The sequence below is a fragment of the Cellulomonas flavigena DSM 20109 genome, from assembly GCF_000092865.1.
Taxonomy (GTDB): Bacteria; Actinomycetota; Actinomycetes; order Actinomycetales; family Cellulomonadaceae; genus Cellulomonas; species Cellulomonas flavigena.
The window spans coordinates 3,820,205-3,841,567 of record NC_014151.1 but is presented as its reverse complement, the minus strand read 5'-3'; the positions used below and the strand labels follow the sequence as shown (position 1 = coordinate 3,841,567).

The 21,363-nt window shown below is 75.9% G+C and carries 19 protein-coding genes; 5 read left to right on the top strand and 14 right to left on the bottom strand.

Features of this window, described 5'->3' with window-relative positions; genetic code table 11:
* Positions 1–46 precede the first annotated feature (46 nt).
* From CFLA_RS21020 to CFLA_RS17340, 5 genes are all read right to left on the bottom strand, one after another.
* Complete coding sequence (locus CFLA_RS21020; RefSeq protein ID WP_013118649.1) at positions 47–331, bottom strand: type II toxin-antitoxin system antitoxin; 285 nt, start codon at positions 329–331, stop codon at positions 47–49.
* Positions 328–1,287 carry an SPFH domain-containing protein gene (locus tag CFLA_RS17355; RefSeq protein ID WP_013118648.1) on the bottom strand — a complete coding sequence of 320 codons (960 nt, stop codon included), beginning with the start codon at positions 1,285–1,287 and terminating at the stop codon, positions 328–330. The genes CFLA_RS21020 and CFLA_RS17355 overlap by 4 nt, the downstream gene beginning before the upstream one ends.
* Before the next feature lie 187 nt (positions 1,288–1,474).
* The gene (locus CFLA_RS17350; RefSeq protein WP_013118647.1) at positions 1,475–4,081 is read right to left on the bottom strand and encodes a heavy metal translocating P-type ATPase; all 2,607 of its coding nucleotides are present in this window, start codon (positions 4,079–4,081) and stop codon (positions 1,475–1,477) included.
* Positions 4,078–4,308, bottom strand: coding sequence for a heavy-metal-associated domain-containing protein (locus tag CFLA_RS17345; RefSeq protein WP_013118646.1), 231 nt, complete (start codon positions 4,306–4,308; stop codon positions 4,078–4,080). The genes CFLA_RS17350 and CFLA_RS17345 overlap by 4 nt, the downstream gene beginning before the upstream one ends.
* A 115-nt stretch (positions 4,309–4,423) precedes the next feature.
* Positions 4,424–4,783, bottom strand: coding sequence for a metal-sensitive transcriptional regulator (locus CFLA_RS17340; protein ID WP_013118645.1), 360 nt, complete (start codon positions 4,781–4,783; stop codon positions 4,424–4,426).
* Positions 4,784–4,880: 97 nt separating this feature from the next.
* On the opposite strand from CFLA_RS17340, the gene CFLA_RS17335 reads away from it, so the two are divergent.
* Positions 4,881–5,339 carry an RrF2 family transcriptional regulator gene (locus tag CFLA_RS17335; protein ID WP_013118644.1) on the top strand — a complete coding sequence of 153 codons (459 nt, stop codon included), beginning with the start codon at positions 4,881–4,883 and terminating at the stop codon, positions 5,337–5,339.
* Between the two features lie 213 nt (positions 5,340–5,552).
* Entirely contained in the window at positions 5,553–6,527 is a 975-nt protein-coding gene (locus CFLA_RS17330) for a sulfite exporter TauE/SafE family protein (RefSeq protein WP_013118643.1), read from the top strand.
* 219 nt (positions 6,528–6,746) lie between these two features.
* On the opposite strand, the gene hemL is transcribed toward CFLA_RS17330, so the two are convergent.
* From hemL to hemE, 6 genes are all read right to left on the bottom strand, one after another.
* Complete coding sequence (gene hemL, locus CFLA_RS17325; protein WP_013118642.1) at positions 6,747–8,117, bottom strand: glutamate-1-semialdehyde 2,1-aminomutase; 1,371 nt, start codon at positions 8,115–8,117, stop codon at positions 6,747–6,749.
* Positions 8,117–9,109, bottom strand: a complete 993-nt coding sequence (hemB, locus tag CFLA_RS17320) for a porphobilinogen synthase (protein ID WP_013118641.1) — start codon at positions 9,107–9,109, stop codon at positions 8,117–8,119. The genes hemL and hemB overlap by 1 nt, the downstream gene beginning before the upstream one ends.
* On the bottom strand, positions 9,106–10,194 hold the full coding sequence (locus CFLA_RS17315; protein ID WP_013118640.1) for a uroporphyrinogen-III synthase: 1,089 nt from the start codon (positions 10,192–10,194) through the stop codon (positions 9,106–9,108). The genes hemB and CFLA_RS17315 overlap by 4 nt, the downstream gene beginning before the upstream one ends.
* Positions 10,191–11,219, bottom strand: a complete 1,029-nt coding sequence (gene hemC / locus CFLA_RS17310; protein ID WP_013118639.1) for a hydroxymethylbilane synthase — start codon at positions 11,217–11,219, stop codon at positions 10,191–10,193. Before hemC ends, CFLA_RS17315 begins: the two co-directional genes overlap by 4 nt.
* Before the next feature lie 194 nt (positions 11,220–11,413).
* Positions 11,414–12,892, bottom strand: coding sequence for a protoporphyrinogen/coproporphyrinogen oxidase (locus CFLA_RS17305; protein WP_013118638.1), 1,479 nt, complete (start codon positions 12,890–12,892; stop codon positions 11,414–11,416).
* Positions 12,889–13,953: a uroporphyrinogen decarboxylase gene (hemE, locus tag CFLA_RS17300; protein ID WP_013118637.1), complete on the bottom strand. Its 1,065-nt coding sequence runs from the start codon at positions 13,951–13,953 to the stop codon at positions 12,889–12,891. Before hemE ends, CFLA_RS17305 begins: the two co-directional genes overlap by 4 nt.
* A 47-nt stretch (positions 13,954–14,000) precedes the next feature.
* Between hemE and CFLA_RS17295 the strand changes: the two genes are divergently transcribed.
* The 3 genes from CFLA_RS17295 (at position 14,001) to CFLA_RS17285 (ending at position 16,248) form a co-directional block, all read left to right on the top strand.
* Positions 14,001–15,278 (top strand): glutamyl-tRNA reductase, encoded by a 1,278-nt coding sequence (locus CFLA_RS17295; RefSeq protein ID WP_013118636.1) that lies wholly within the window; start codon positions 14,001–14,003, stop codon positions 15,276–15,278.
* 97 nt (positions 15,279–15,375) lie between these two features.
* Positions 15,376–15,843 carry an SRPBCC family protein gene (locus CFLA_RS17290; RefSeq protein WP_013118635.1) on the top strand — a complete coding sequence of 156 codons (468 nt, stop codon included), beginning with the start codon at positions 15,376–15,378 and terminating at the stop codon, positions 15,841–15,843.
* A gap of 63 nt (positions 15,844–15,906) precedes the next feature.
* Positions 15,907–16,248 carry a hypothetical protein gene (locus tag CFLA_RS17285; protein WP_148234415.1) on the top strand — a complete coding sequence of 114 codons (342 nt, stop codon included), beginning with the start codon at positions 15,907–15,909 and terminating at the stop codon, positions 16,246–16,248.
* A 5-nt stretch (positions 16,249–16,253) separates the two neighbouring features.
* Here the strand turns inward: CFLA_RS17285 and CFLA_RS17280 are convergent, their stop codons facing one another.
* The 3 genes from CFLA_RS17280 to purB form a co-directional block, all read right to left on the bottom strand.
* Positions 16,254–18,302, bottom strand: a complete 2,049-nt coding sequence (locus CFLA_RS17280) for a thioredoxin domain-containing protein (RefSeq protein ID WP_013118633.1) — start codon at positions 18,300–18,302, stop codon at positions 16,254–16,256.
* Between the two features lie 261 nt (positions 18,303–18,563).
* Positions 18,564–19,418, bottom strand: coding sequence for a hypothetical protein (locus CFLA_RS17275; RefSeq protein ID WP_013118632.1), 855 nt, complete (start codon positions 19,416–19,418; stop codon positions 18,564–18,566).
* Positions 19,419–19,625: 207 nt separating this feature from the next.
* Entirely contained in the window at positions 19,626–21,074 is a 1,449-nt protein-coding gene (purB, locus tag CFLA_RS17270; protein WP_013118631.1) for an adenylosuccinate lyase, read from the bottom strand.
* Positions 21,075–21,363: the final 289 nt, after the last annotated feature.

Here is a 21,363-nt window from a genome sequence, read left to right as displayed (position 1 = left end):
CGGATGTCCGTACGGGGAGTGGTGTTCCGGTCGGCGGGGGTGTGGGTCAGTCCGACGCGGGTGGGCGGCCGCGGCGGGGCGAGGGGGCGGCCGACGACGGCATGCGTCCGGCGTCCTGCAGCGCGCGCCGCAGGAGCAGGTCGATCTGCGCGTTGACGCTGCGCAGCTCGTCGGCCGCCCACCGCGCCAGCGCGTCGTGCACCGCCGGGTCGAGCCGCAGCAGCACCTGCTTGCGCTCGCGGCGCCCGGCGCGCGGGCCGTCGCCGGACGACGCCCCGCGCGCGTCGTCCGGCGCCGTCGGCCGCTCGCCGGCCCCCTGCTCGCCGGTCACGCGTACAGGCTGCCGGTGTTGACGACGGGCGTCGCGCGGGACTCCCCGCACAGCACCACCAGCAGGTTGGAGACCATGGCTGCGCGGCGCTCGTCGTCGAGCTGGACGACGCCGTCGGCCTCGAGCCGGCCCAGCGCACCCTCGACCATGGACACCGCGCCCTCGACGATGCGCTCGCGGGCCGCGATGATCGCGCCGGCCTGCTGCCGCTGCAGCATCGCCTGGGCGATCTCCGGGGCGTACGCGAGGTTGGAGATGCGGGCCTCGATGACCTCGACGCCGGCGATGACGACGCGCGCGGCGACCTCGGTGGCGATCTCCGCGGACACGATGTCCGTGGCGCCGCGCAGGGAGTTCTCGCCGTCGTCGGCGTGGTCGTACGGGTGGGACATCGCGACGTGCCGCAGCGCGGACTCGGACTGCACGCGCACGAAGTCGGCGTAGTCCTCGACGGCGAACGTGGCCTTCGCGGTGTCGGCGACCTGCCACACGACGATCGCGGCGATGTTGATGGGGTTGCCGTCCGCGTCGTTGACCTTGAGCTCGGACGTCTCGAAGTTGCGGACGCGGACCGAGACGTTCCGGCGGACCGTCAGGGGGACGGTCAGGACGAGCCCGGTGCGGCGGATCGTCCCGACGTACCGGCCGAAGAACTGCACGACGCGGGTCTGCCCGGGGCTGATGACGGCCACGCCGCTGGACAGCACGACGCCGAGCACGATCAGCAGCATCCCGAGGACGCCCCAGACGTCCTCGCCGGTGTTCTCGGCGCGGACCACCAGGGCGATCGCGCCGACGAACGAGCCCAGGGCCAGGGCGAGGGCGACGAGTGCGCCGGCGGCGCCGGTGGCCCAGGCGCCGCGCTCGGCGACGTCGACGCGGGCGCCGGCGTGGCCGACGGGCCGGCCGCTGGGGTCACCGCCGACGGACTCCTGCGGCGGCGTGGTGTCAGGCATGGGAACCTCCCAGGGGTGCGATATCAAAGTGCTATCACGTTATCACGCGCGCCGACACCCCCTCCCCTCTCTCTCACCCGCCACCCGTCCCCGCACCCGCCTCCCGCGAGTGCGGGGGAACCGCGCCGAGTGCGGGGGTCGTGACCCCCGCACTCGCGCGCGGACCCCCGCACTCGACGTCGGCGTGTCAGGCGAAGCGGCGCAGGCGCAGCGAGTTGGTCACCACCAGGACCGACGACAGGGCCATCGCGGCACCCGCGATCATCGGGTTGAGCAGACCCAGGGCCGCCAGCGGGATGGCGGCGACGTTGTACGCGAACGCCCAGAACAGGTTCTGCCGGATCACGCGCAGCGTGCGCCGCGACAGCCGGATCGCCTGCGGCGCCGACGCCAGGTCCCCGCGGACGAGCGTGAGGTCCGCCGCCTCGATCGCGACGTCCGTGCCCGTGCCCATCGCCAGGCCCAGGTCGGCCGTGGCGAGGGCGGCCGCGTCGTTGACGCCGTCGCCGACCATCGCCACGCGTGCGCCGCCCGTCTGCAGTCGCTCGACCACCGCGACCTTCTCGTCGGGCAGCACCTGGGCGATCACGTCGTCCTCGGCGATGCCGACCGTGCGGGCCGTCGCGAGCGCCGCGCCGCGGTTGTCGCCCGTGAGCAGGACGGGCCGCAGGCCGAGCTCGCGCAGCTCGCGCACCGCGTCCGCCGACGTGGGCTTCACGGGGTCACGCAGCACGAGCACGCCGCGCGCGCGGCCGTCCCACGCGGCGACGACCGCCGTCGCACCGTCCGCCTCCGCGGCCGCGACCGTGTCGGCGACGTCCTGCGTGCGCACGCCCTGCTCGTCGAGCCAGCCGAGCCGCCCGACGAGCACGCGACGCGCCAGCCCGACCCCGCTGTGCGCGGTGCGGACCACGCCGCTCACGCCTCGACCCGCGTCGGCGCGGAACTCCCGCACCTCGTCGGCCCCGATCGCGACCCCGTCGGCCCCCACGGGTACGTCGACCTGGTCCCGCACGGAGGCGGCGGGGCTGGAATGACGGCTCGCGCCCTGGGGGGTGGGGCTGGCCGTCTCCTCCTCGTCGGTGAGCCGTCGATCCAGCCCCGCGACGGCGCGCGCGATGGGGTGCTCCGCGAGGGACTCGACGGCGGCGGCGAGGCGGTGGACCTCGGCAGCGTCCTCGCCGGGGGCGGCGACGACGTCCACGAGCGCCATGCGCCCGGCGGTGACCGTGCCGGTCTTGTCGAGCACGACGGTGTCGACGCGGCGCGTCTCCTCGAGGATCTCCGGGCCCTTGATGAGCACGCCGAGCTGCGCACCACGGCCCGTGCCCACCAGCAGCGCCGTGGGTGTCGCGAGCCCGAGCGCGCAGGGGCACGCGATGATCAGCACCGCGACGGCAGCGGTGAATGCTGCCTGCGCGCCGCCGCCGGCGACGAGCCACGCGACGAGCGTGCCCACCGCGAGCACCAGCACGACCGGCACGAACACCGCCGAGATCCGGTCGGCCAGCCGCTGCACGGGTGCCTTGCCCGTCTGCGCGCGGGCCACGAGCCGGCCGATCTGCGCCAGGCGGGTCTCCTCGCCCACGCGCGTCGCGCGCACCACGAGGTGACCGGACGTGTTGACGGTCGCCCCCGTGACGTCGTCGCCGGGCCCCACGTCGACGGGCACGGGCTCACCGGTCAGCAGGGACGTGTCCACGGCGCTCGTGCCGGAGACGACGACCCCGTCGGTGGCGACCTTCTCGCCCGGGCGCACGGCGAACTCGTCACCCACGGCGAGCCGGTCCACGGGCACGCGGCGCTCGACGCGCCGTCCGTCCGGCCCGGTGGCCAGCAGTGCGACGTCCTTCGCCCCCAGGTCGAGCAGCGCGCGCAGCGCGTCGCCTGCGCGGCGACGGGACCGGTGCTCCGCATAGCGCCCGGCGAGCAGGAACGTCGTGACGACGGCCGCGACCTCGAAGTAGAGCTCCGGCATCGCGGTGCCGTGGCCCGCGCCCGCGGCCGGGAACAGCGTCGGCGTCATGCGCATGCCGAGCTCGCCCGCCCCGCCCAGCAGCAGCGCCCACAGCGACCACGCGGTCGCCGCGACCACGCCGATCGACACGAGCGTGTCCATCGTCGACGCGCCGTGGCGTGCCGCCCGGTAGGCGGCGCGGTGGAACGGCCACGCCGCCCAGGTCACCACCGGCAGGGCGGCCGCCGCGACGACCCACTGCCACCCGCGGAACTGCGTCGCGGGCAGCATGCTCAGCACCAGCACGGGCACCGTGAGCACGGCGGCGACGCGCAGCCGGCGGCGCAGGTCGGCGCCGCGGGTGTCGTCGGGGGCGGACGTGTCGTCCGTCGGGTCGTGCTCCGTGCCGGCGTGCTGCATGCCGGACAGGGCGTGCTCGACGTCGTCGTGGGTGGGGGCGTCGTGGGCGGTGGGGTCCTGGGGTGGCGTGACGTGCGACGGGTCCGTGCTCGTCGTGTCGTGGTCGCGCGCGCCGGGGGCGTCGTGCGACGTGCCCGCCCCGTGCCCCGGGCGCGTCAGCGGGCGCGCGTCGTACCCCGCGGCCTGCACGGCGGCGACGAGCGCCTCGATCGTGGGCGCCGGGGTGTCGTCGGTCCCGACGACGTCGACGTGCGCCGTCTCGAGCGCGAGGTTGACGGTGGCGTGCGCGCCGGGGACGCGGTTGAGGCGCTTCTCGACGCGGGCGACGCACGACGCGCACGTCATGCCCTCGATGGCGAGGTCGATGCCCGCGGCGGCGGTCCCGTCGGGCGGTCGGCGGTCCGCCTCGGCGCTCACAGCAGCGACCGCGTGGGGGTGACGGCATACCCGGCCTCGACGACCGCGGCCTCGACGGCGGAGCGGTCGAGGGGGGCGTCGGACGTGACGGTCACGGGCGACGAGCCGCCGGTGACGAGGTCGACGGTCACGTCGGTGACGCCGGGCAGGGCGGTGAGCTCCTCGGTGACGGCGCGCACGCAGTGGCCGCAGGTCATGCCGTCGACGCGGAAGGTGGTGGTGCTCATGGGGTGCTCCTTCGAGGTGGTGGGTCCGGTGCGGCGGGGGCCCGCGCGGTGCGTGCGGCGGGCGGCCGGGCGGCCGGGGTGGTGGGGGCGGCCCGCCGTGGCGGGGCGCCCGGGGTCAGCTGCGGACGAGACGGGCGATCGCGGCGGACGCCTCGCGGACCTTCTCGGCGCCGGCCTCGGGGGACTGCCGTGCCGCGTCGACGACGCAGTGGGACAGGTGGTCCTCGACGAGCCCGATCCCGACGGCCTGCAGGGCCTTGGTGACCGCGGCGATCTGGGTGAGGACGTCGATGCAGTAGACGTCCTGGTCGACCATGCGTGCGATACCGCGCACCTGGCCCTCGACGCGCCGCAGGCGTCGCAGGTACTCGTCCTTGGCGGGCGTGTACCCGTGGGTGGGGCCGGCGTGCGCATGCGCGTCGGGCGGCGCGGTGGGCGCGTCGACGGGCTGCGAGGTCGAGGTCGTCACGGCCATGGCAACATCATACCCCTGGGGGGTATTCCCGGGCGCGTCCGCGCGGACGGGACCGAGGGTGGACGCCCGCGGTTCGGGGACAGGGGAGAATCCCCGTATGCGAGTGTCGGCGAAGGCGGATTACGCGGTGCGGGCGTGCGCCGAGCTGGCGAGCAGGCCGGGCGGCGAGTCCGTCCCGAGCGAGGTGCTCGCCGCCGGGCAGGACATCCCGACCAGCTTCCTCGAGCGGATCATGGGCGACCTGCGTCGCGGAGGCGTGGTGACCAGCGTGCGCGGGCGGTCCGGCGGCTACCTGCTGGCGCGCCCCGCCGACGAGATCACGGTGGCGGACGTCGTGCGGGCGGTCGACGGGCCGCTCGTCACGGTGCGCGACGTGCGCCCGCCGGGGCTGACCTACGAGGGCTCCGCGGCCGGCCTGCTCGACGTGTGGGTGGCGCTGCGGGCGTCGGTGCGCGACGTGCTCGACGTGGTGACGCTCAAGGACCTGGTCGACCGGGACCTGCCGGCGGCCGTGCGCGAGCTCGCGGCACGCGAGGACGCCTGGCTCAATCCCTGACGGGCCGACGCGGCGCGCCGCCGGCGGGACGACCCCTTACCGGGCCCTCGACGCGTGGCCTGATCGACGAGATGCGATGTCGGCATGTGAGACACCTCTTGTATGCCGAGCAGACGGATCGGAATTAGCAGAGCGGTAGGAAATGACTGTCCCCCTGCTCGTCGTCCGATCCGACGCCCGGCCTGCTGCCGGGCCGTTCCCGAGGTGGTCCCCGTGCCCACGATCGTCCTGCTCGCCCTCGTCGGGCTCGCCGCGCAGCTCGTCGACGGGAGCCTGGGCATGGCCTACGGCGTCACGTCGACGACGCTGCTGCTCGCCATCGGCACCAACCCCGCCGCCGCGTCGGCCACCGTGCACCTCGCGGAGATCGGCACGACGCTCGCGTCGGGCGTCTCGCACTGGAAGTTCGGCAACGTCGACTGGAAGGTCGTCCTGCGGATCGGTGTGCCAGGTGCGATCGGCGCGTTCGCCGGCGCGACGTTCCTGTCGAACCTCTCGACCGACGCCGCCAAGCCCGTCATGTCGCTGGTCCTGCTCGGTCTCGGCATCTACCTGCTGGTGCGGTTCACGCTCAAGGGCCTGCGCACCGACCGTGCTCACCTCCCGCTGCGCAAGCGGTTCCTCGCCCCGCTCGGCCTCGTCGCCGGGTTCGTCGACGCGACCGGTGGCGGAGGCTGGGGCCCGGTCGGCACGCCGGCGCTGCTCGCGAGCGGGCGCATCGAGCCCCGCAAGGTCGTCGGCTCGATCGACACGTCCGAGTTCCTCGTCGCGATCGCCGCGAGCCTCGGCTTCCTGTTCGCGCTCGGCTCGCAGGGCATCGACGTCCAGTGGGTCCTGGCGCTGCTCATCGGTGGCCTCGTCGCCGCGCCGATCGCCGCGTGGCTGGTCCGCAAGGTCCCGGGTCGCGTGCTCGGGTCGGCCGTCGGCGGTGTCATCGTCCTGACGAACACCCGCACGCTCCTGCGCTCCGACTGGCTCGGCGCCGCCGACACCTCGACCGAGGGCATCGTGCTGGGGATCATCGCGGTCGTCTGGGCCGCCGCCGTCACGTGGTCGGTCCGCGCCTACCGCAACGACCTGGCAGCGGGCCGCGGCGACGTCGCCGCCGTGGGCCACGGCCCCGCCGCACCGGACGACGAGCTCGACCTGGTCGGCGCCGACAGCACGCCCGCCCGGCCGGCGTCCTGACCCGTCGCCCGTCCACCGCTCGGGACGGGCAGCCCACGAGACCGGGCCGGCGTCGCGCATCCACCGAGGTGCGCGACCCCAGCCCGGTCTCGTGCTGCGTGCGTCCCGCCACATGGGACGGCGGGGCTGCATCGACGTCCCGCAGGCGAGGGGCGCGGGTGACTGGATCGCTCTCTCGCCGAGAGAGCGATCCGGTCACCCGGCGCCGTCACCGGTCCGTCACTGCGGGGCGGTGGCCTCCGCGGCGGCCCGGGCGGCGGCCGGCAGCGCCTCGATGACGCGGTCCAGCACGGCCTCGTCGTGCGACGCGGACAGGAACCACGCCTCGAACGGCGACGGCGGCGCGAGCACGCCGGCCTCGAGCAGCGCGTGGAAGAACGGCCCGTAGCGCCAGTGCTCCGACGCCTGCACGGCGGCGTAGTCCCGCGCGCCCTCGGACGCGGCCTGCTCGCCGAACACGATGCTGAACAGGCTGCCCGCCCACTGCACGGCGTGCGGCACGCTCGCCTCGACGAGTGCGTTGGTCACCGCGCGGCGCAGGTGCGCGGCCGCTGCGTCGACCCGCGCGTACGCCTCGACGTCCGCGAGCTGCAGCGTGGCGAGCCCCGCGGCCGCCGCGACCGGGTTCCCGGACAGCGTGCCCGCCTGGTACACGGGCCCGAGGGGTGCGAGCTGCTCCATGATGTCCGCGCGCCCGGCGACCGCCGCGACGGGGAGCCCACCGCCGATGACCTTGCCGAACGTCAGCAGGTCCGGCGCCCACTGCTCGGCCGCACCCTCCAACCCCCACCAGCCGGCGCGGCCGACGCGGAACCCGGTGAGCACCTCGTCCTGGACGAGGACGGCGGAGTAGTGCTGCGTGATGCGGCGCAGCTCGCGGTTGAAGCCGGGCAGCGGCGGCACGACGCCCATGTTGGCGGGCGCGGCCTCGGTGACGACGGCGGCGATGGACGAGCCGTGCTCGTCGAACGCGGCCTGCACGGCCTCGATGTCGTTGTACGGCAGGACGATCGTCTCGGCGGCGACCGCGGCCGTGACACCCGCGGACCCCGGCAGCGCGAGCGTCGCGACGCCCGACCCCGCCTCGGCCAGCAGCGCGTCGACGTGCCCGTGGTAGCAGCCCGCGAACTTCACGACCTTGTCGCGGCCCGTCCACGCGCGCGCGAGGCGCAGCGCGGTCATGGTCGCCTCGGTGCCGGTCGAGACGAGCCGGACGCGCTGCGCGGGCGCCACGCGGTCACGGATCTCGTCGACGAGCTCGACCTCGGTCGTCGTCGGCGCGCCGAACCCCAGACCGCGCGCGGCGGCCTGCTGCACGGCCTCCACGACGTGCGGGTGCGCGTGCCCCACGAGCGCCGGACCCCACGAGCCGACGAGGTCGACGTAGTCCCGGCCCTCGACGTCACGCACGTACGCACCGAGCGCGGACTCCAGGAACCGCGGCGTGCCGCCGACGGCGCCGTAGGCCCGGACGGGGGAGTTCACGCCCCCGGGGATCACGGCGGTGGCGTGCGCGAACGCCTCGGCGCTGCTGGTCGTCCACGACGGGCCGACACCCGGCACGACCGTCTCGTCCTCCACCTGCGTCATCACTGCTCCTCTGCGAGCCAACCGGCGAGCTCTGTCGCCCAGTACGTCAGGATGGCATCGGCACCGGCCCGGCGGATGCTGAGCACCGACTCGGTCACAGCACTCCGACGGGCGATCCACCCCCGTGCGGCCGCCGCCTCGATCATCGCGTACTCACCGGACACCTGGTACGCCCAGACCGGAACCGGTGACGACGCGGCCACGTCGGCGAGCACGTCGAGGTACGACATCGCGGGCTTCACCATGACGACGTCGGCGCCCTCGGCCACGTCGATCGCGACCTCGCGGGCGGCCTCGCGGCGGTTCGCGGGGTCCATCTGGTAGGTGCGGCGGTCACCCTCGAGCTGCGACTCGACGGCCTCGCGGAACGGCCCGTAGAACGCCGACGCGTACTTCGCGGCGTACGCGAGCACCGCGACGTCGTGGTGGCCGGCGGCGTCGAGCGCGTCCCGCACCACGCCCGTCTGCCCGTCCATCATGCCGCTGAGCCCCACGAGGTGGGCGCCGGCCTCGGCCTGCGCGAGCGCCATGGCGGCGTACCGCTCGAGCGTCGCGTCGTTGTCGACGACTCCCGACGGCGTGAGGACGCCGCAGTGTCCGTGGTCGGTGAACTCGTCGAGGCACAGGTCGGCCTGCACGACGAGCGCGTCGCCGACCTCCGCGACGACGTCCCGGACGGCGACGTTGAGGATGCCGTCGGGGTCGGTGGCGCCGGACCCGACCGCGTCGCGGTGCGCGGGCACGCCGAACAGCATGATCCCGCCGATGCCGGCCTCCACCGCGCGCGCCGCCTCGTGGCGCAGCGAGTCGCGGGTGTGCTGCAGGACGCCCGGCATGGAGGTCAGCGGGCGGGGCTCGTCGAGGCCCTCGCGGACGAACACGGGCAGCACGAGGTCCGCCGGGTGCAGTCGGGTCTGCGCGGCCAGGCGCCGCAGCGCGGGGGTGCGCCGCAGGCGGCGGGGCCGGATGCGGCCGGGGGCGGGGATGGTCACGGGGTGTCCTCCACGGGGGTGGGCGGGGAGCCGGGGCGCGCGCCGGTGGCGGCGACGTGCGCGACGAGCGCGTCGACGAGCCCGGCGAGGGTCTGCCGCCCGGCGACGGCGTCGACGCGCAGACCCATGCGGCGCGCCTCCGTCTCGGTGCTGGGGCCGATGACGACGACGCGCGTCGCCGGCGGCGGCGGGCCGAGGTGGTCGAGCAGGGCGCGGACGCTGCTCGCGGACGTCAGCAGGGCCGCGTGCACGTCGCCCCCCGCCCAGGCGTCGGCGACCTGGGGATCGGGCGGACCGGCCGGGACCGTGCGGTAGACGACGAGGTCGTCGACGGCCCAGCCGGCGGCGGTCAGGCCGTCGGCGAGCGTGGGGGCCGCGAGGTCGCCGCGCGGGAACAGGGTGCGGGGCCCGGCGTCCGGGCGGGTGCCGGGGGCAGCGGCGACGAGCGCGGCGACGAGGTCCACGGCCGTCGACCGCACGGGTGGCACGACGTCGACCCGGACGCCGAGTCCCTCGAGCGCGCGCGCCGTCCCGGGCCCGACGGCACCGACGCGGGCACCGCCGCGCTCGACCAGGGCCGCGAGCCCGTCGTCGTGCGCCGCCGCCTGCTCGGCGAGCACCGCGACCGCCGCCTGGCTCGTCACGGTCAGCCACGAGTACCACCCGGCGCCGAGGGCGAGCAGGGCGTCGTCCAGCGGGGAGAGGTCGTCGACGGGCACGGTCCGCACGAGCGGCACCACGAGCGGCTCGCCGCCCGCCGCCAGCAGCGCGACCGCCGCTGGGCTGAACCCTCCCGCGGGGCTCGATCGACGGCTCGCGGGGGAGGGAGGGGTGGGGGTGGGGGTCGATCGACGGCTCGCGGGGGAGGGAGGGGTGGGGGTGGGGGTCGATCGACGGCTCGCGGGGGAGGGAGGGGTGGGGGTGGGGGTCGATCGACGGCTCGCGGGGGAGGGAGGGGTGGGGGTGGGGTCGAGGGGTGGGCGGGGGACCAGGACGCGCCACCCGGTGAGGGGGCCCGACGCCGCCGCGGGGCCGGCGGTGGGGGTCGCGACGTGCTCGTCGAGGGGCGGCCGGTCGGGGGTCATCGGGTCGGGCCCAGGGGGGCGAGCCTGTCGGCGCCGGCGGCGAGGAGGTCCTCGGCAAGCTGGCGGCCCAGGGCGTCGGCGGCCGCGTCGTCGTCGGCGGCGCCGCGGGCGGCCAGCCGCAGGACGCGCGAGCCGTCGACCGCCGCGACCACGGCGTCGAGCGCGAGCGCGCCCGTGGCGTCGTCGACGCGTCCCCAGGCGCCCACCGGTGCCGCGCACCCGGCCTCGAGGCGCGCGAGCACGGCACGCTCGGCGACGACGGCGCGGCGCGTCGGGGGGTCGTCGAGCGCGCGCAGCGCGTGCGCGAGCGGCGTGTCGGCGGCGGCGTCCGCGGTCCGGACCTCGACGGCGAGCGCGCCCTGCCCGGGGGCGGGGGCCAGCACGTCCGGCGCGAACCACTCGGTGACCGCGTCGAGCCGCCCGAGCCGGCCGAGCCCGGCGGCGGCGAGGACGACGGCGTCGAGATCGCCGCGCGGCGCGTCGGTCGCGACGCCGGGGTGCGGCGCGTCGGGTCCGACCTGGCTGCCGGTGGCGACCGTCGTCGCGTCGAGCCCGCGCACGCGGCCGAGGCGCGTGCCGACGTTGCCGCGGATGTCGACGACGTCCACGTCGGGGCGCAGCGCCCGCAGCTGCGCGGCGCGCCGCGGTGACCCGGTGCCGATACGGGCGCCCGCGGGCAGGGTCGCGAGCGTCAGCCCGTCGCGCGCGCACAGCGCGTCGCGCGCGTCGGCGCGGGGCGGCACGGCGGCGACGACGAGGCCGTCGGCGGGCCCGGTCGGCAGGTCCTTGAGGGAGTGGACGGCGACGTCGCAGCGCCCGTCGAGCAGTGCGTCGCGCAGCGCGGTCACGAACACTCCGGTGCCGCCGAGGGACGCGAGCGACGCCCGCACGCGGTCTCCCTGCGTGCGGACACGGACGGTCTCGACCGCGAGGTCGGCGAGGTCGGCGAGCGCGTCGGCGACGTGGCCGGTCTGCGTGAGGGCCAGGGCGCTCGCGCGCGTGCCGATGCGCACCTGCTGAGGCATGCGTCCAGTGTCGTCGGCGACCGCGCGGATGTCGAAACCGCTGGTCCGTGCGGCGGCGCCGGAAAATGTCGGCCCGTATCGATCTGACGACCCGTCAGAATGTGCCACGACCGCGCGAGGAAATGTGACCGAGGTCATTTCCCGACGCATTTCTGACGACCTGTCATCTCGCGGCGGACCTCGCCTGCGGGCCGTCAGCGCGCGTCGGCGGACCCCGCCAGCAGGCCCGCGGCGGCCTCGCGCGCGTCCGGCACCACCGACGCCAGACCGTTGCCCGCCGCCCACGCGCCGCACACCGCGACCCCGGGCGCGGAACCCGCCGCCGCCCGCACGGCCGCCACGGCGGCCCGGTGCGCCGCGCTCGGCCGCGGCAGCGACTGCGTCCAGCGCACCACCGCGGACCCGCGCAGCGCGGACCGCGCCAGCGGCACCCCCAGCAGGGTCGCGGCATCCGCCAGGCCGAGGTCGACGAGCTCGTCCCCGCCGGGCAGCTCGCCCTCGTCGCCCGCGCGCCCGTACGAGAGCCGTACGACGTGCCGCCCCGGCCCCGCGGCGTCCGCGAGCCACGCCCACTTCGCCGTGGCGTGCGTCAGCGCCTTCGCCCGCACGTCGGTCGCACCTGCGCCCACCAGCACACCCGTGCCGCGCGGCGCGGCGTCCAGCGCGGGCGCGTCGAGCACGAGCGTGACGAGCGTGACCGGCGCGCCGGTGTCGAGCGCGACCCCGTCGAGGCGGGCCCCGTCGAGCCCGTCGAGCAGGTGCGCCGCCGCCGGGGAGGCCACCACCAGACGCTGCGTGCGCAGGTCGCGCGACGGCCGCGGCGGGCGGTGCAGGTCCCGCGTGCCGACCGCGAGCGTGCCGTCGGCCGTGCGCGACACCGACTCCACGCGCGTGCGGGGCAGCAGCACGCCACCGTGCGCGGTCACGTCCGCGACCAGGGCCTCGACCAACCGGTGCACGCCCCCGCGAACGCCCTCGACGGCCGCCCCCGCGGGCGCCGCCGCGCGCAGCCGCCGCACGGCACGCGCCAGCGAGCCGCCCGACGCGGCCAGCGCCTCGCGCAGTCCGGGCGCCACCGCGTCCACGGCCAGGTCGTCGGGGTCCGCCGCGTGCACGCCGCCGACCACCGGCTGCACGAGCCGCTCCACGACGGCCGCGCCCATGCGGGCGCGCACCAAGGCGCCCAGCGTGCCGGCGTCCGCGCCCACGCGCGCCGGCAGGGCGAGGTCGAGGGCGGCCCGGGCCGCGCCCGCGGCGCCCAGCGTGCGCCGCACGTCCGGGGCCAGCGGGTAGGCGGGCACGCCCAGCAGCCCGGTGCGTGGCAGCGGGCCGTCGCCGCTGGTCAGGTGCGCCCACGCGCCGCGCGGCTCCGGGGCGACCACGTCGTCGGCCAGGCCCAGCTCGGCCAGCAGCGCGGCCACCGAGCCGTTGCGCGTCGCGTACGACTCGGCGCCCGCGTCGAGCCGCAGCCCGGCGACGTCGTGGCCGCGGACCGCGCCGCCCGGAGCGTCGCGCTCCTCCAGGACGAGCGTCCGCAGCCCGGCGCGCGCCAGCTCGCGCGCCGCGACGAGACCCGCGACGCCGCCTCCGACGACGACGGCCTCCCAGCCGGACCCGCCTGCGTCGTCGCCGAGCACGCCGTCCTCGAGCACGTCGTCGGGCACGTCGGTCACAGCGAGTGGACGAGCTGGACGAGCCGGGTGAGCACGGTCGGGTCCGTCTCCGGCGGGACTCCGTGGCCGAGGTTCACGACGTGCGCGGGTGCCGCGGCGCCGCGCCGCACGACGTCACGCACGTGCGCCTCGAGCACGTCCCACGGCGCCGCGAGCAGCGCCGGGTCGACGTTGCCCTGCAGCGGTGTGCCGCCGCCCAGGCGGCGTGACGCCTCGTCGAGGGGGACGCGGTAGTCGACGCCCATGACGTCCGCACCCGCGTCGCGCATCGCGACGAGCAGCTCGCCCGTCGCGACGCCGAAGTGCACGGTCGGCACACCGAGCGCGCGGGCCTGCGCGAGCACGCGCGCCGACGCGGGCGCGCAGTGCGTGGTGTAGTCCGCGAGCGACAGCGCGCCGGCCCACGAGTCGAAGAGCTGCGCGGCGCTCGCACCGGCGGTGACCTGCGCGGCGACGAACGCGCCCGTGACCTCGGCGGTCCAGTCCATGAGCGCGGCCCACGCGGCAGGGTCGGCGTGCATGAGGCGGCGCGCGGCCAGGTGGTCGCGCGACGGCCCCCCCTCGACGAGGTACGCGGCCAGCGTGAACGGCGCGCCCGCGAAGCCGACGAGCGGTGTGCGGTCGAGCTGCGCGACCGTGCGTTCGACCCCCGCGGCCACGGGCGCGAGACGCTCGGCGTCGAGCGGCCCGAGGTCCCGCAGCCGCGCGACGTCGTCGAGCGTGCGCACCGGCGTGCCGATGACCGGGCCCGTCCCGGGCACGATCTCGACGTCGACGCCGACGAGCCGCAGCGGCACCACGATGTCCGAGAAGAACACCGCCGCGTCCACGCCGTGGCGCCGCACCGGCTGCAGCGTGATCTCCGACGCGAGGTCCGGGTCGAGGCACGCGTCGAGCATCGCGGTGCCCGCGCGCGACGCGCGGTACTCCGGCAGCGACCGGCCCGCCTGCCGCATGAACCACACCGGGAGCCGCTCGGGGCGGGTACCGGAATACGCGGTCACCAGCGCGGAATCGCCCGTGCGGCCGTCAAGGAGTGGATGGTGTGGGGGAAGACTCACACCAGGGATTGTGCCGGACAATTCCCGGGATGATTCAATCGTGACCCGTGGTGCTCCTGTCCCTCGTCGCGAGCCACCACTCCCTCGACCTGACCGTGCTGGAACGTCTGCAGGCGGACGTCCACGCCGTGGGCAGGGAGCTCGTCGCCGCGACCAACGCCGTGACCGGTGCCGTCGTGCTCGCGACGTGCAACCGGTTCGAGCTGTACCTGGACGTGGCCGACACCGCCGACACCCCCTGCGCCCGCCGCGCCGTCGCGCAGGCCGTCGCCTCGCGCTCCGGGTACTCCCCGGAGGACGTCGAGCAGCACCTGCACCCCCTGGTGGGCGCCGAGGCCGGTGAGCACCTGTTCGCCGTCGCGTCCGGGCTGGAGTCGATGGTCGTGGGGGAGCGGGAGATCGCGGGCCAGGTGCGCCGCGCCCTGACGACCGCGAGGCGCGACGGCACGACCACGTCGACGCTCGAGGCGCTGTTCCAGGCGGCGTCGCGCACGTCGCGGGCCGTCGAGAAGTCCACGGGCCTCGGCGCGACGGGCCGCTCGGTGGTGGGCGTGGCGCTCGACCTCGCCGCCCGCACCCTGCCGCAGGCCGACGGCGACGCCGACTGGGCGGCGGTGCGGTGCGTGCTCATCGGCACCGGGTCGTACGCCGGTGCGAGCCTGGCCGCCCTCAAGGCCCGCGGCGTGCGTGACGTGCGGGTCTTCTCGCCCAGCGGGCGCGCCGGCCCGTTCGCGTCCGCGCGTGGCGTCACCGCCCTGCCTGCCGGGGCCGACCTGCTCGCCGAGGTCACGCGCACCGACCTCGTCGTCGCCTGCTCGGGCGCCGCCGGCGCTGTCCTCGGCGTCGACGCGCTCGCCGTCGCGCGCCGCGGTGCCGCGACCCCGCTCACGGTCGTCGACCTCGCGCTGCGGCACGACGTCGACCCGGACGTGCGGACCCTGCCCGGTGTCGCGCTGGTCTCCCTGCAGTCGGTCGCCGAGCACGCCCCCGCCGAGCACGCGGCGCTGGCGCAGGCCCGGGAGGTCGTGCTGCAGGCCGCCGCCGACTTCGAGGCGGACCGTCGCGTGCGGGAGTGGGACCCGGCCGTCGTCGCCGAGCGCACCCGCATCCTGGGTGGCCTGGAGGCCGCGCTCGACGCGCTGCCGACCGAGCACCGCGACGAGGCGCGCGCGCGGTCCCTGCGTCGCCGGACCCGGTCGCTGCTGCACGCACCGACCGTCGCGGCCCGGGCTGCGGCACGCGACGGCGACGCCGCCGGGTACGCCCGCGCGCTCGCCGCGCTCGCCGCCATCGAGGTGCCCGACGTCGCGCCGACGCGGGCCTGACGTCACCCGTCCGGACCCCTGCTCGACAGGCGGGCGCGGCGACCCCGACGTAGCGTCGACCGGGCACTGATCCCCGGCACGCAACGGAGGAGAACCCATGGCCACGATCGACGAGACCGTCGACGTCGACGTCCCGATCCGCACCGCGTACGACCAGTGGACGCAGTTCGAGGACTTCCCCCACTTCATGCAGGGCGTCGAGAAGGTCGTCCAGATCAGCGACACGCTGACCCGCTGGACCACCACCGTGCAGGGCGTCGAGCGCGAGTTCGACGCGGCGATCGTCGAGCAGACGCCCGACGTGGTCGTCGCGTGGGCGAGCGTCGACGGCACGACGCACGCCGGCCGCGTGACGTTCGAGGCGCTCGGCGCCGGCTCCACGCGCGTCACCACGCACATCGAGTGGGCGCCCGAGACGTTCGTCGAGAAGGTCGGTGCCGCGATCGGCGCCGACGACCGGCAGGTGAAGAAGGACCTGCGCCGCTTCAAGGAGTTCATCGAGGAGCGCCGCACCGAGACCGGTGCGTGGCGTGGTGAGGTGCACGGCGGCCACCCGATCGCCTGACCTCGCACGACGGCGGCCCGGTCCTTCCCCCGAGGGCCGGGCCGCCGTGCCATGCTCACGCCCATGAGGACGCGCACGCTGACGACCGTCGCGGCGGTGGGACTGCTGCTCGCGGGCTGCGGGTCAGGAGGGACCGGCGTGCCCTTGCGCGCGGCCGACGTCACCGGCGTGGTCGCCGCGCCGTCCGCCGACCTGCCGTGGGACGAGCCCTCGCTGTCCCAGGCCTCCGACGCCTACTACGAGGGCATGCCGCTGCGTCTCACGGACGCGGCCGTCGAGGACGCCGACGGCAACGAGATCGACGCGCCCGCCGAGGGCGACACGGTCGAGGTCTGGATCGGCGACGGGTGCGCCGAGTCGAGCCCGGTGCAGTGCGAGATCGTCGCGCTGCGCGTGACCGGCTGAGCGCGTCACGCCCGCAGCTGTCGGGCGAGCTCGTCGGGGTCGGTCGTGGGGCGCTCGCACACGAACCCGCGGCACACGTAAGCGGCTGGACGGCCGTCGACGAGGGGACGGTCCTGCAGCAGTGCGGGGGTGTCCGCATCCGCGGCGGCCGGGTCGCCGAGCGCGACGACGAGCCCGGGTGCCGAGGAGGCGAGCGCGGCCCGGTGCAGCGCGTGGGTCGCGGGGTCGTCGCGCGGCCCGACGACGGCGACCTCGCGGGGCCCGTCGAGCAGCGCCTCCGCCGCCGCCAGCGCCCAGCCCGTCGCGCGGGGGTAGCGGCGCGACAGCGCCAGCGGCTCCCGCAGCGCGCCGAGCGCGGCCTCGCGCAGGCCGAGGTCCCCGGTGAGCGCCGCGAGGTGGGCGAGGGCGGCCGCCGCCGCGGGCTGCCCGGCCGGTGCCGGGCCGTCCGCGACGTCCTGCGGGCGGCGCAGCGCACCGAGCACCGCGTCCGTCTCGTCGTCCGCGGTGTCGTACAGGCCGCCGTCGCCGTCGCCGAAGTGCGCGAGCACGGTGGCGAGGAGGCGCCGCGCCCAGGTCGTCCAGACGTGCTCGCCCGTCACCGCCGCCAGCGCGAGGTAGCCCTCGGCGACGTCGGCGTAGTCCTCGAGCACCCCGGGCGCGCGGCCGGCGACGCCGTCGCGTGACGTGCGTACGAGCCGGTCGCCGCCGTCCGGGCCGGGGCGTGTGTGCAGGTCGGCGAGCAGCCGGGCGCAGGCGCGCGCGGCGTCGAGCCAGTCGGGGCGGTCGAGGAGCGCGCCCGCCTCGGCGAGCGCGGCGATCGCCAGGCCGTTCCAGGCGGAGACGACCTTGTCGTCGCGCGCGGGACGGGGTCGCTGCTCGCGTGCCGCGCGCAGGCGGGCGCGCACGTCGGCGTACCGGGCGACGTCGGCCGGGTCCTCGCGCAGCTGGAGGACCGACGCGCCGTGCTCGAACGTGCCGGCGTCGGTGACGCCCAGGACGTGCGCGGCCCACGCCCCGTCGTCGTCGCCCAGCACCTCGCGCAGCTGCGCGGGCGTCCAGGCGTAGAACGCGCCCTCGCGGCCCTCGCTGTCGGCGTCGAGCGCGGACGCGAACCCGCCCTCGGCCGTCCGCAGGTCCGTGAGCAGCCAGTCGGCGGTCTCCTCGACGACGCGCCGGTCGAGCGCGTCGCCCGTCATCCGCCACGCGTGCAGGTGCACCCGCAGGAGCAGCGCGTTGTCGTAGAGCATCTTCTCGAAGTGCGGCACGGTCCACGTCGCGTCGACGGAGTAGCGGGCGTACCCGCCGGCGAGCTGGTCGTACACGCCGCCGCGGGCCATGGCGTCGAGCGTCCGGCGTGCCATGCCGAGGGCGTCGGCGTCGCCGGTGCGGGCGTGGTGCCGCAGGAGCCACTCGAGGACCATCGACGGCGGGAACTTCGGTGCGCCGCCGAACCCGCCGTCCCTGGAGTCGAACGATGCCGACAGGGCGCCCAGCGCGCGGGCGACGACGCGCTCGTCGACGCGGTCGTCACCGCTCGGGCCGTCGGTGGGACCCGGCCGCGCGGCGAGCGCGTCGGCGATCGCGTCCGCGCTCGACAGCACCTCCGCGCGGCGGCCCGTCCACGCGGCCGCCACCGCCGCGAGCACCTCGGGGAACGACGGCACCTGCTGCACGCGGCGCGGTGGGAAGTACGTGCCGCAGAAGAACGGCCGCCCGTCGGGCGTCGCGACCACCGTCATGGGCCAGCCGCCGCTGCCCGTCATCGCCTGCGTGGCCGCCATGTAGACGGCGTCGACGTCAGGGCGTTCCTCGCGGTCGACCTTCACGCAGACGAAGTGCTCGTTCATGAACGCGGCCGTCGCCGGGTCCTCGAAGGACTCGTGCGCCATGACGTGGCACCAGTGGCACGCGGCGTACCCGACGGAGATCAGCAGCGGCACGTCGCGCCGGCGGGCCTCGGCGAACGCGTCGTCGCCCCACTCCCACCAGTCGACGGGGTTGTCGGCGTGCTGCAGGAGGTAGGGGCTGGTGCTGGCGGCGAGGCGGTTGGGCATCCATCCACTGTGGCGGGCGGCGGGCGGTGGCGCGATCCGCCGCGTGCCGTCGACAAGTTTCTGGGTCACGTCCGTAACAACAAGCGCACCGGGCCTGGTCGGGGGGGAGGACCAGGCCCGGTGCGGTCTGTGGGCCGGCCCCTGTGAGGGGGCCGACGGGGACCGGGGCTCCGAAAGCGAGCCGCTCGGGGTCGTGCCGGTATGTCTAGGGATGCTACGCGAAGTCAGCGTCCCGTGGGTGAAAATTCACGGATCAAGTTGTCACGAGTGAGCCCAGTGCCGCTCCTGCGCGGCCGGGCCGGGCGCCCAGGTGTGCGGGACGACCTGGTTGGTCTCGATGTCGGTGAGCTCGGCCGCGTAGACGATGGCCTCGTACACGCCGGCCTCGACGCGCTCGAGGTGCAGGCGCTCGGCGCGCTCGATGTCGTCGCCCAGGTGCGAGATGCGGGCCACGACGTAGCGCTGCGCGTCCTGCCACTGGTCGACCACCCGCACCGAGAGGCCGTTCCAGCGGGCCGTGAGGTCGAGCTCGAACAGCTCAGTCACGTCCTCGCGGGCCACGCGGCGGTACCAGCGGCCCGACGGCGACTGGTGGAACCCGGTCTCCGCGAGCGGCGGGTTGGCCAGCGCGAGCACGACCGTGTGGCCGCCGTCGACCACGTCCGCCTCGAGGTACGCACCGTGCCACTTGGCGACCGGCCCGACGCACCGCGACAGCGACGCGAGCGCCGGCCGGGGCGCGCCCAGCTGCGTGACGGTCCAGCCCGTGCCCACGTCGCCGTAGCGGGCGAGCAGCGTGGACGTGCCGTCGTCGTGGACGCGGATGAGCTCGGCGCCCGGGGGGATGCGCGAGTGGCGCAGCCACCACAGCGGGACGATGTAGCCGGGGACGTCCCGGTACTGCAGCTGCGGCGAGGACTCGAACCGCAGGATGTCGATCGACCTGTCGTACGGGCTGAACGGCGAGCCGGGGTAGCCCAGACCGTGCACCTCGAAGAGCTGGGCGGGGGTGGTCGCGAAGGCGACGTCCTCTGCGCGGACCACGTAACCGGCGATGCGGTCGTGACCCTGCGTGAGATGAGCGTGCGCCAGCGATGGGGTGATCGCCTTCTGCATCAGTGTCACGTGAGGGCTTCCTTGCCGTATCGGACTGGAGGGGAGGATTCCGACGACACCGACGATTCTGGCTCGATCCCGGGCGTGTGTCCAGGTGTCGAAACGTATCGACAGGAACCGCTCCCACGTCGGAGCGAGCAATTAGGCCGTACGGGTGAAGCACCCGGGGGACGATCCGTCAGGCAACCGGACGAACCGGACGAAAGACTAGTCCAAGTGGGCGACCAGCGACGACGCGAGTCCGGTGTACGTCGCGGGCGAGAGGTTTCGCAGCCGCTCCGTGACGTCGGCGGGCAGCCCGAGGGAGTCGACGAAGTCGCGCATGTCCTGCGCGGTGAGGCGGTGACCGCGCGTCAGCTCCTTGAGCCGCTCGTAGGGGTTGTCCATGCCCGGGACCCCCGCGACGGACGCCGCGCGCATCGCCGACTGCACGGCCTCGCCCAGCACCTCCCAGTTGGCGTCGAGCTCGCGCGCCAGCATCGCGTCGTCCACCGCGAGGGCCCGCAGGCCCCGGCGGACGTTGTCGATCGCCAGCAGCGAGTGCCCGAACGCGGGCCCGATGTTGCGCTGCGTCGTGGAGTCCGTGAGGTCGCGCTGCAGGCGGCTCGTCACCAGGGTGGAGGCGAGGGTGTCGAGCAGCGCGCAGGAGATCTCGAGGTTCGCCTCGGCGTTCTCGAAGCGGATCGGGTTGACCTTGTGGGGCATCGTCGACGACCCGGTCGCGCCCGCGACCGGGATCTGCGTGAAGACACCGCGACTGATGTACGTCCACACGTCGGTCGCCAGGTTGTGCAGCACCCGGTTGAAGCGCGCGACGTCCGCGTACAGCTCGGCCTGCCAGTCGTGCGACTCGATCTGCGTGGTCAGCGGGTTCCACGTCAGGCCGAGGTGCTCGACGAACGTGCGCGACACGACCTGCCAGTCCGCGTCCGGCACGGCCGCCAGGTGCGCGCCGTACGTGCCCGTCGCGCCGTTGAGCTTGCCCAGGTACTCGTCGCCCGCGATGCGCGTGAGCTGGCGGCGCAGGCGGTGGGCCAGCACCGCGAGCTCCTTGCCGAGCGTCGTCGGCGTCGCCGGCTGCCCGTGCGTGAGCGCCAGCATGGGGACCGACGCGTGCTGCGCGGCCAGTGCCGCGACCTCGTCCGCCAGCGCGACGGCTGCCGGGAACCACACGTCACGCACCGCGCCGCGCACCATGAGCGCGTACGACAGGTTGTTGACGTCCTCGCTCGTGAGCGCGAAGTGCACGAGCTCGTTGACCCGCGGCAGCACGGTGTCGGCGCGCAGCGCGTCCGGCGCGGCGGCGATACGGCGCTTGAGGAAGTACTCCACGGCCTTCACGTCGTGCACCGTCGTGCGCTCGATCTCCGCGAGCTCGGCGACCTCCGCGGCGCCGAACGTCGCCACGACGTCCCGCAGGTACTGCTGCTCGTCGGGTGCGAGCTCCGGCGCGCCCGGCACCACGGCGTGCGACGTGAGGTGGACGACCCACTCGACCTCGACCTCGACGCGCGCCCGGTTGAGCGCCGCCTCCGACAGGTGGTCCACCAGCGGCGCGACCGCCGGGCGGTAGCGGCCGTCGAGCGGGCCCAGCGCGATGGCGGGCGTGACGTCGGCGAGGGGGACGCGGGTGGCGGGGGCGTCGTCGAGCGGCATGGGGGCAGTGTCCCAGAGGTGGCGGCGACGACGTGCGCGTGTCCGCCCGGCGTCCGCGCCGCCTCGCCAGGCTGCGGACCGGGTCGCGCCGGCCGCACCTCGCCCTGCGCCGCCGGACGCCTGACACGTGTGGCGGGACCCCTCACTGCGCCGTTCGGGTGACGACGATGCGTGCTTTGCGAGGTTGAGGGCCTCCCAGGGGTGAATCCGTCGCGAACCGTCACGACGAGCGTCTCGCCGCCGGTAACTTCCGCGCAGCCGTTGTGCGCAGCGGCCGGGCGCGAGGTGG

Coding starts and splice junctions, on each gene's coding strand:
- hemC (WP_013118639.1), bottom strand. CDS start 11,219: ATGCCTCAGCAGGTGCGCATCGGCACGCGCGCGAGCGCCCTGGCCCTC.
- hemL (WP_013118642.1), bottom strand. CDS start 8,117: ATGACGCAGGTGGAGGACGAGACGGTCGTGCCGGGTGTCGGCCCGTCG.
- CFLA_RS17315 (WP_013118640.1), bottom strand. CDS start 10,194: ATGACCCCCGACCGGCCGCCCCTCGACGAGCACGTCGCGACCCCCACC.
- CFLA_RS17285 (WP_148234415.1), top strand. CDS start 15,907: ATGAGGACGCGCACGCTGACGACCGTCGCGGCGGTGGGACTGCTGCTC.
- CFLA_RS17335 (WP_013118644.1), top strand. CDS start 4,881: ATGCGAGTGTCGGCGAAGGCGGATTACGCGGTGCGGGCGTGCGCCGAG.
- CFLA_RS17340 (WP_013118645.1), bottom strand. CDS start 4,783: ATGGCCGTGACGACCTCGACCTCGCAGCCCGTCGACGCGCCCACCGCG.
- CFLA_RS17345 (WP_013118646.1), bottom strand. CDS start 4,308: ATGAGCACCACCACCTTCCGCGTCGACGGCATGACCTGCGGCCACTGC.
- CFLA_RS17355 (WP_013118648.1), bottom strand. CDS start 1,287: ATGCCTGACACCACGCCGCCGCAGGAGTCCGTCGGCGGTGACCCCAGC.
- CFLA_RS17290 (WP_013118635.1), top strand. CDS start 15,376: ATGGCCACGATCGACGAGACCGTCGACGTCGACGTCCCGATCCGCACC.
- CFLA_RS17280 (WP_013118633.1), bottom strand. CDS start 18,302: ATGCCCAACCGCCTCGCCGCCAGCACCAGCCCCTACCTCCTGCAGCAC.
- purB (WP_013118631.1), bottom strand. CDS start 21,074: ATGCCGCTCGACGACGCCCCCGCCACCCGCGTCCCCCTCGCCGACGTC.
- CFLA_RS17275 (WP_013118632.1), bottom strand. CDS start 19,418: ATGCAGAAGGCGATCACCCCATCGCTGGCGCACGCTCATCTCACGCAG.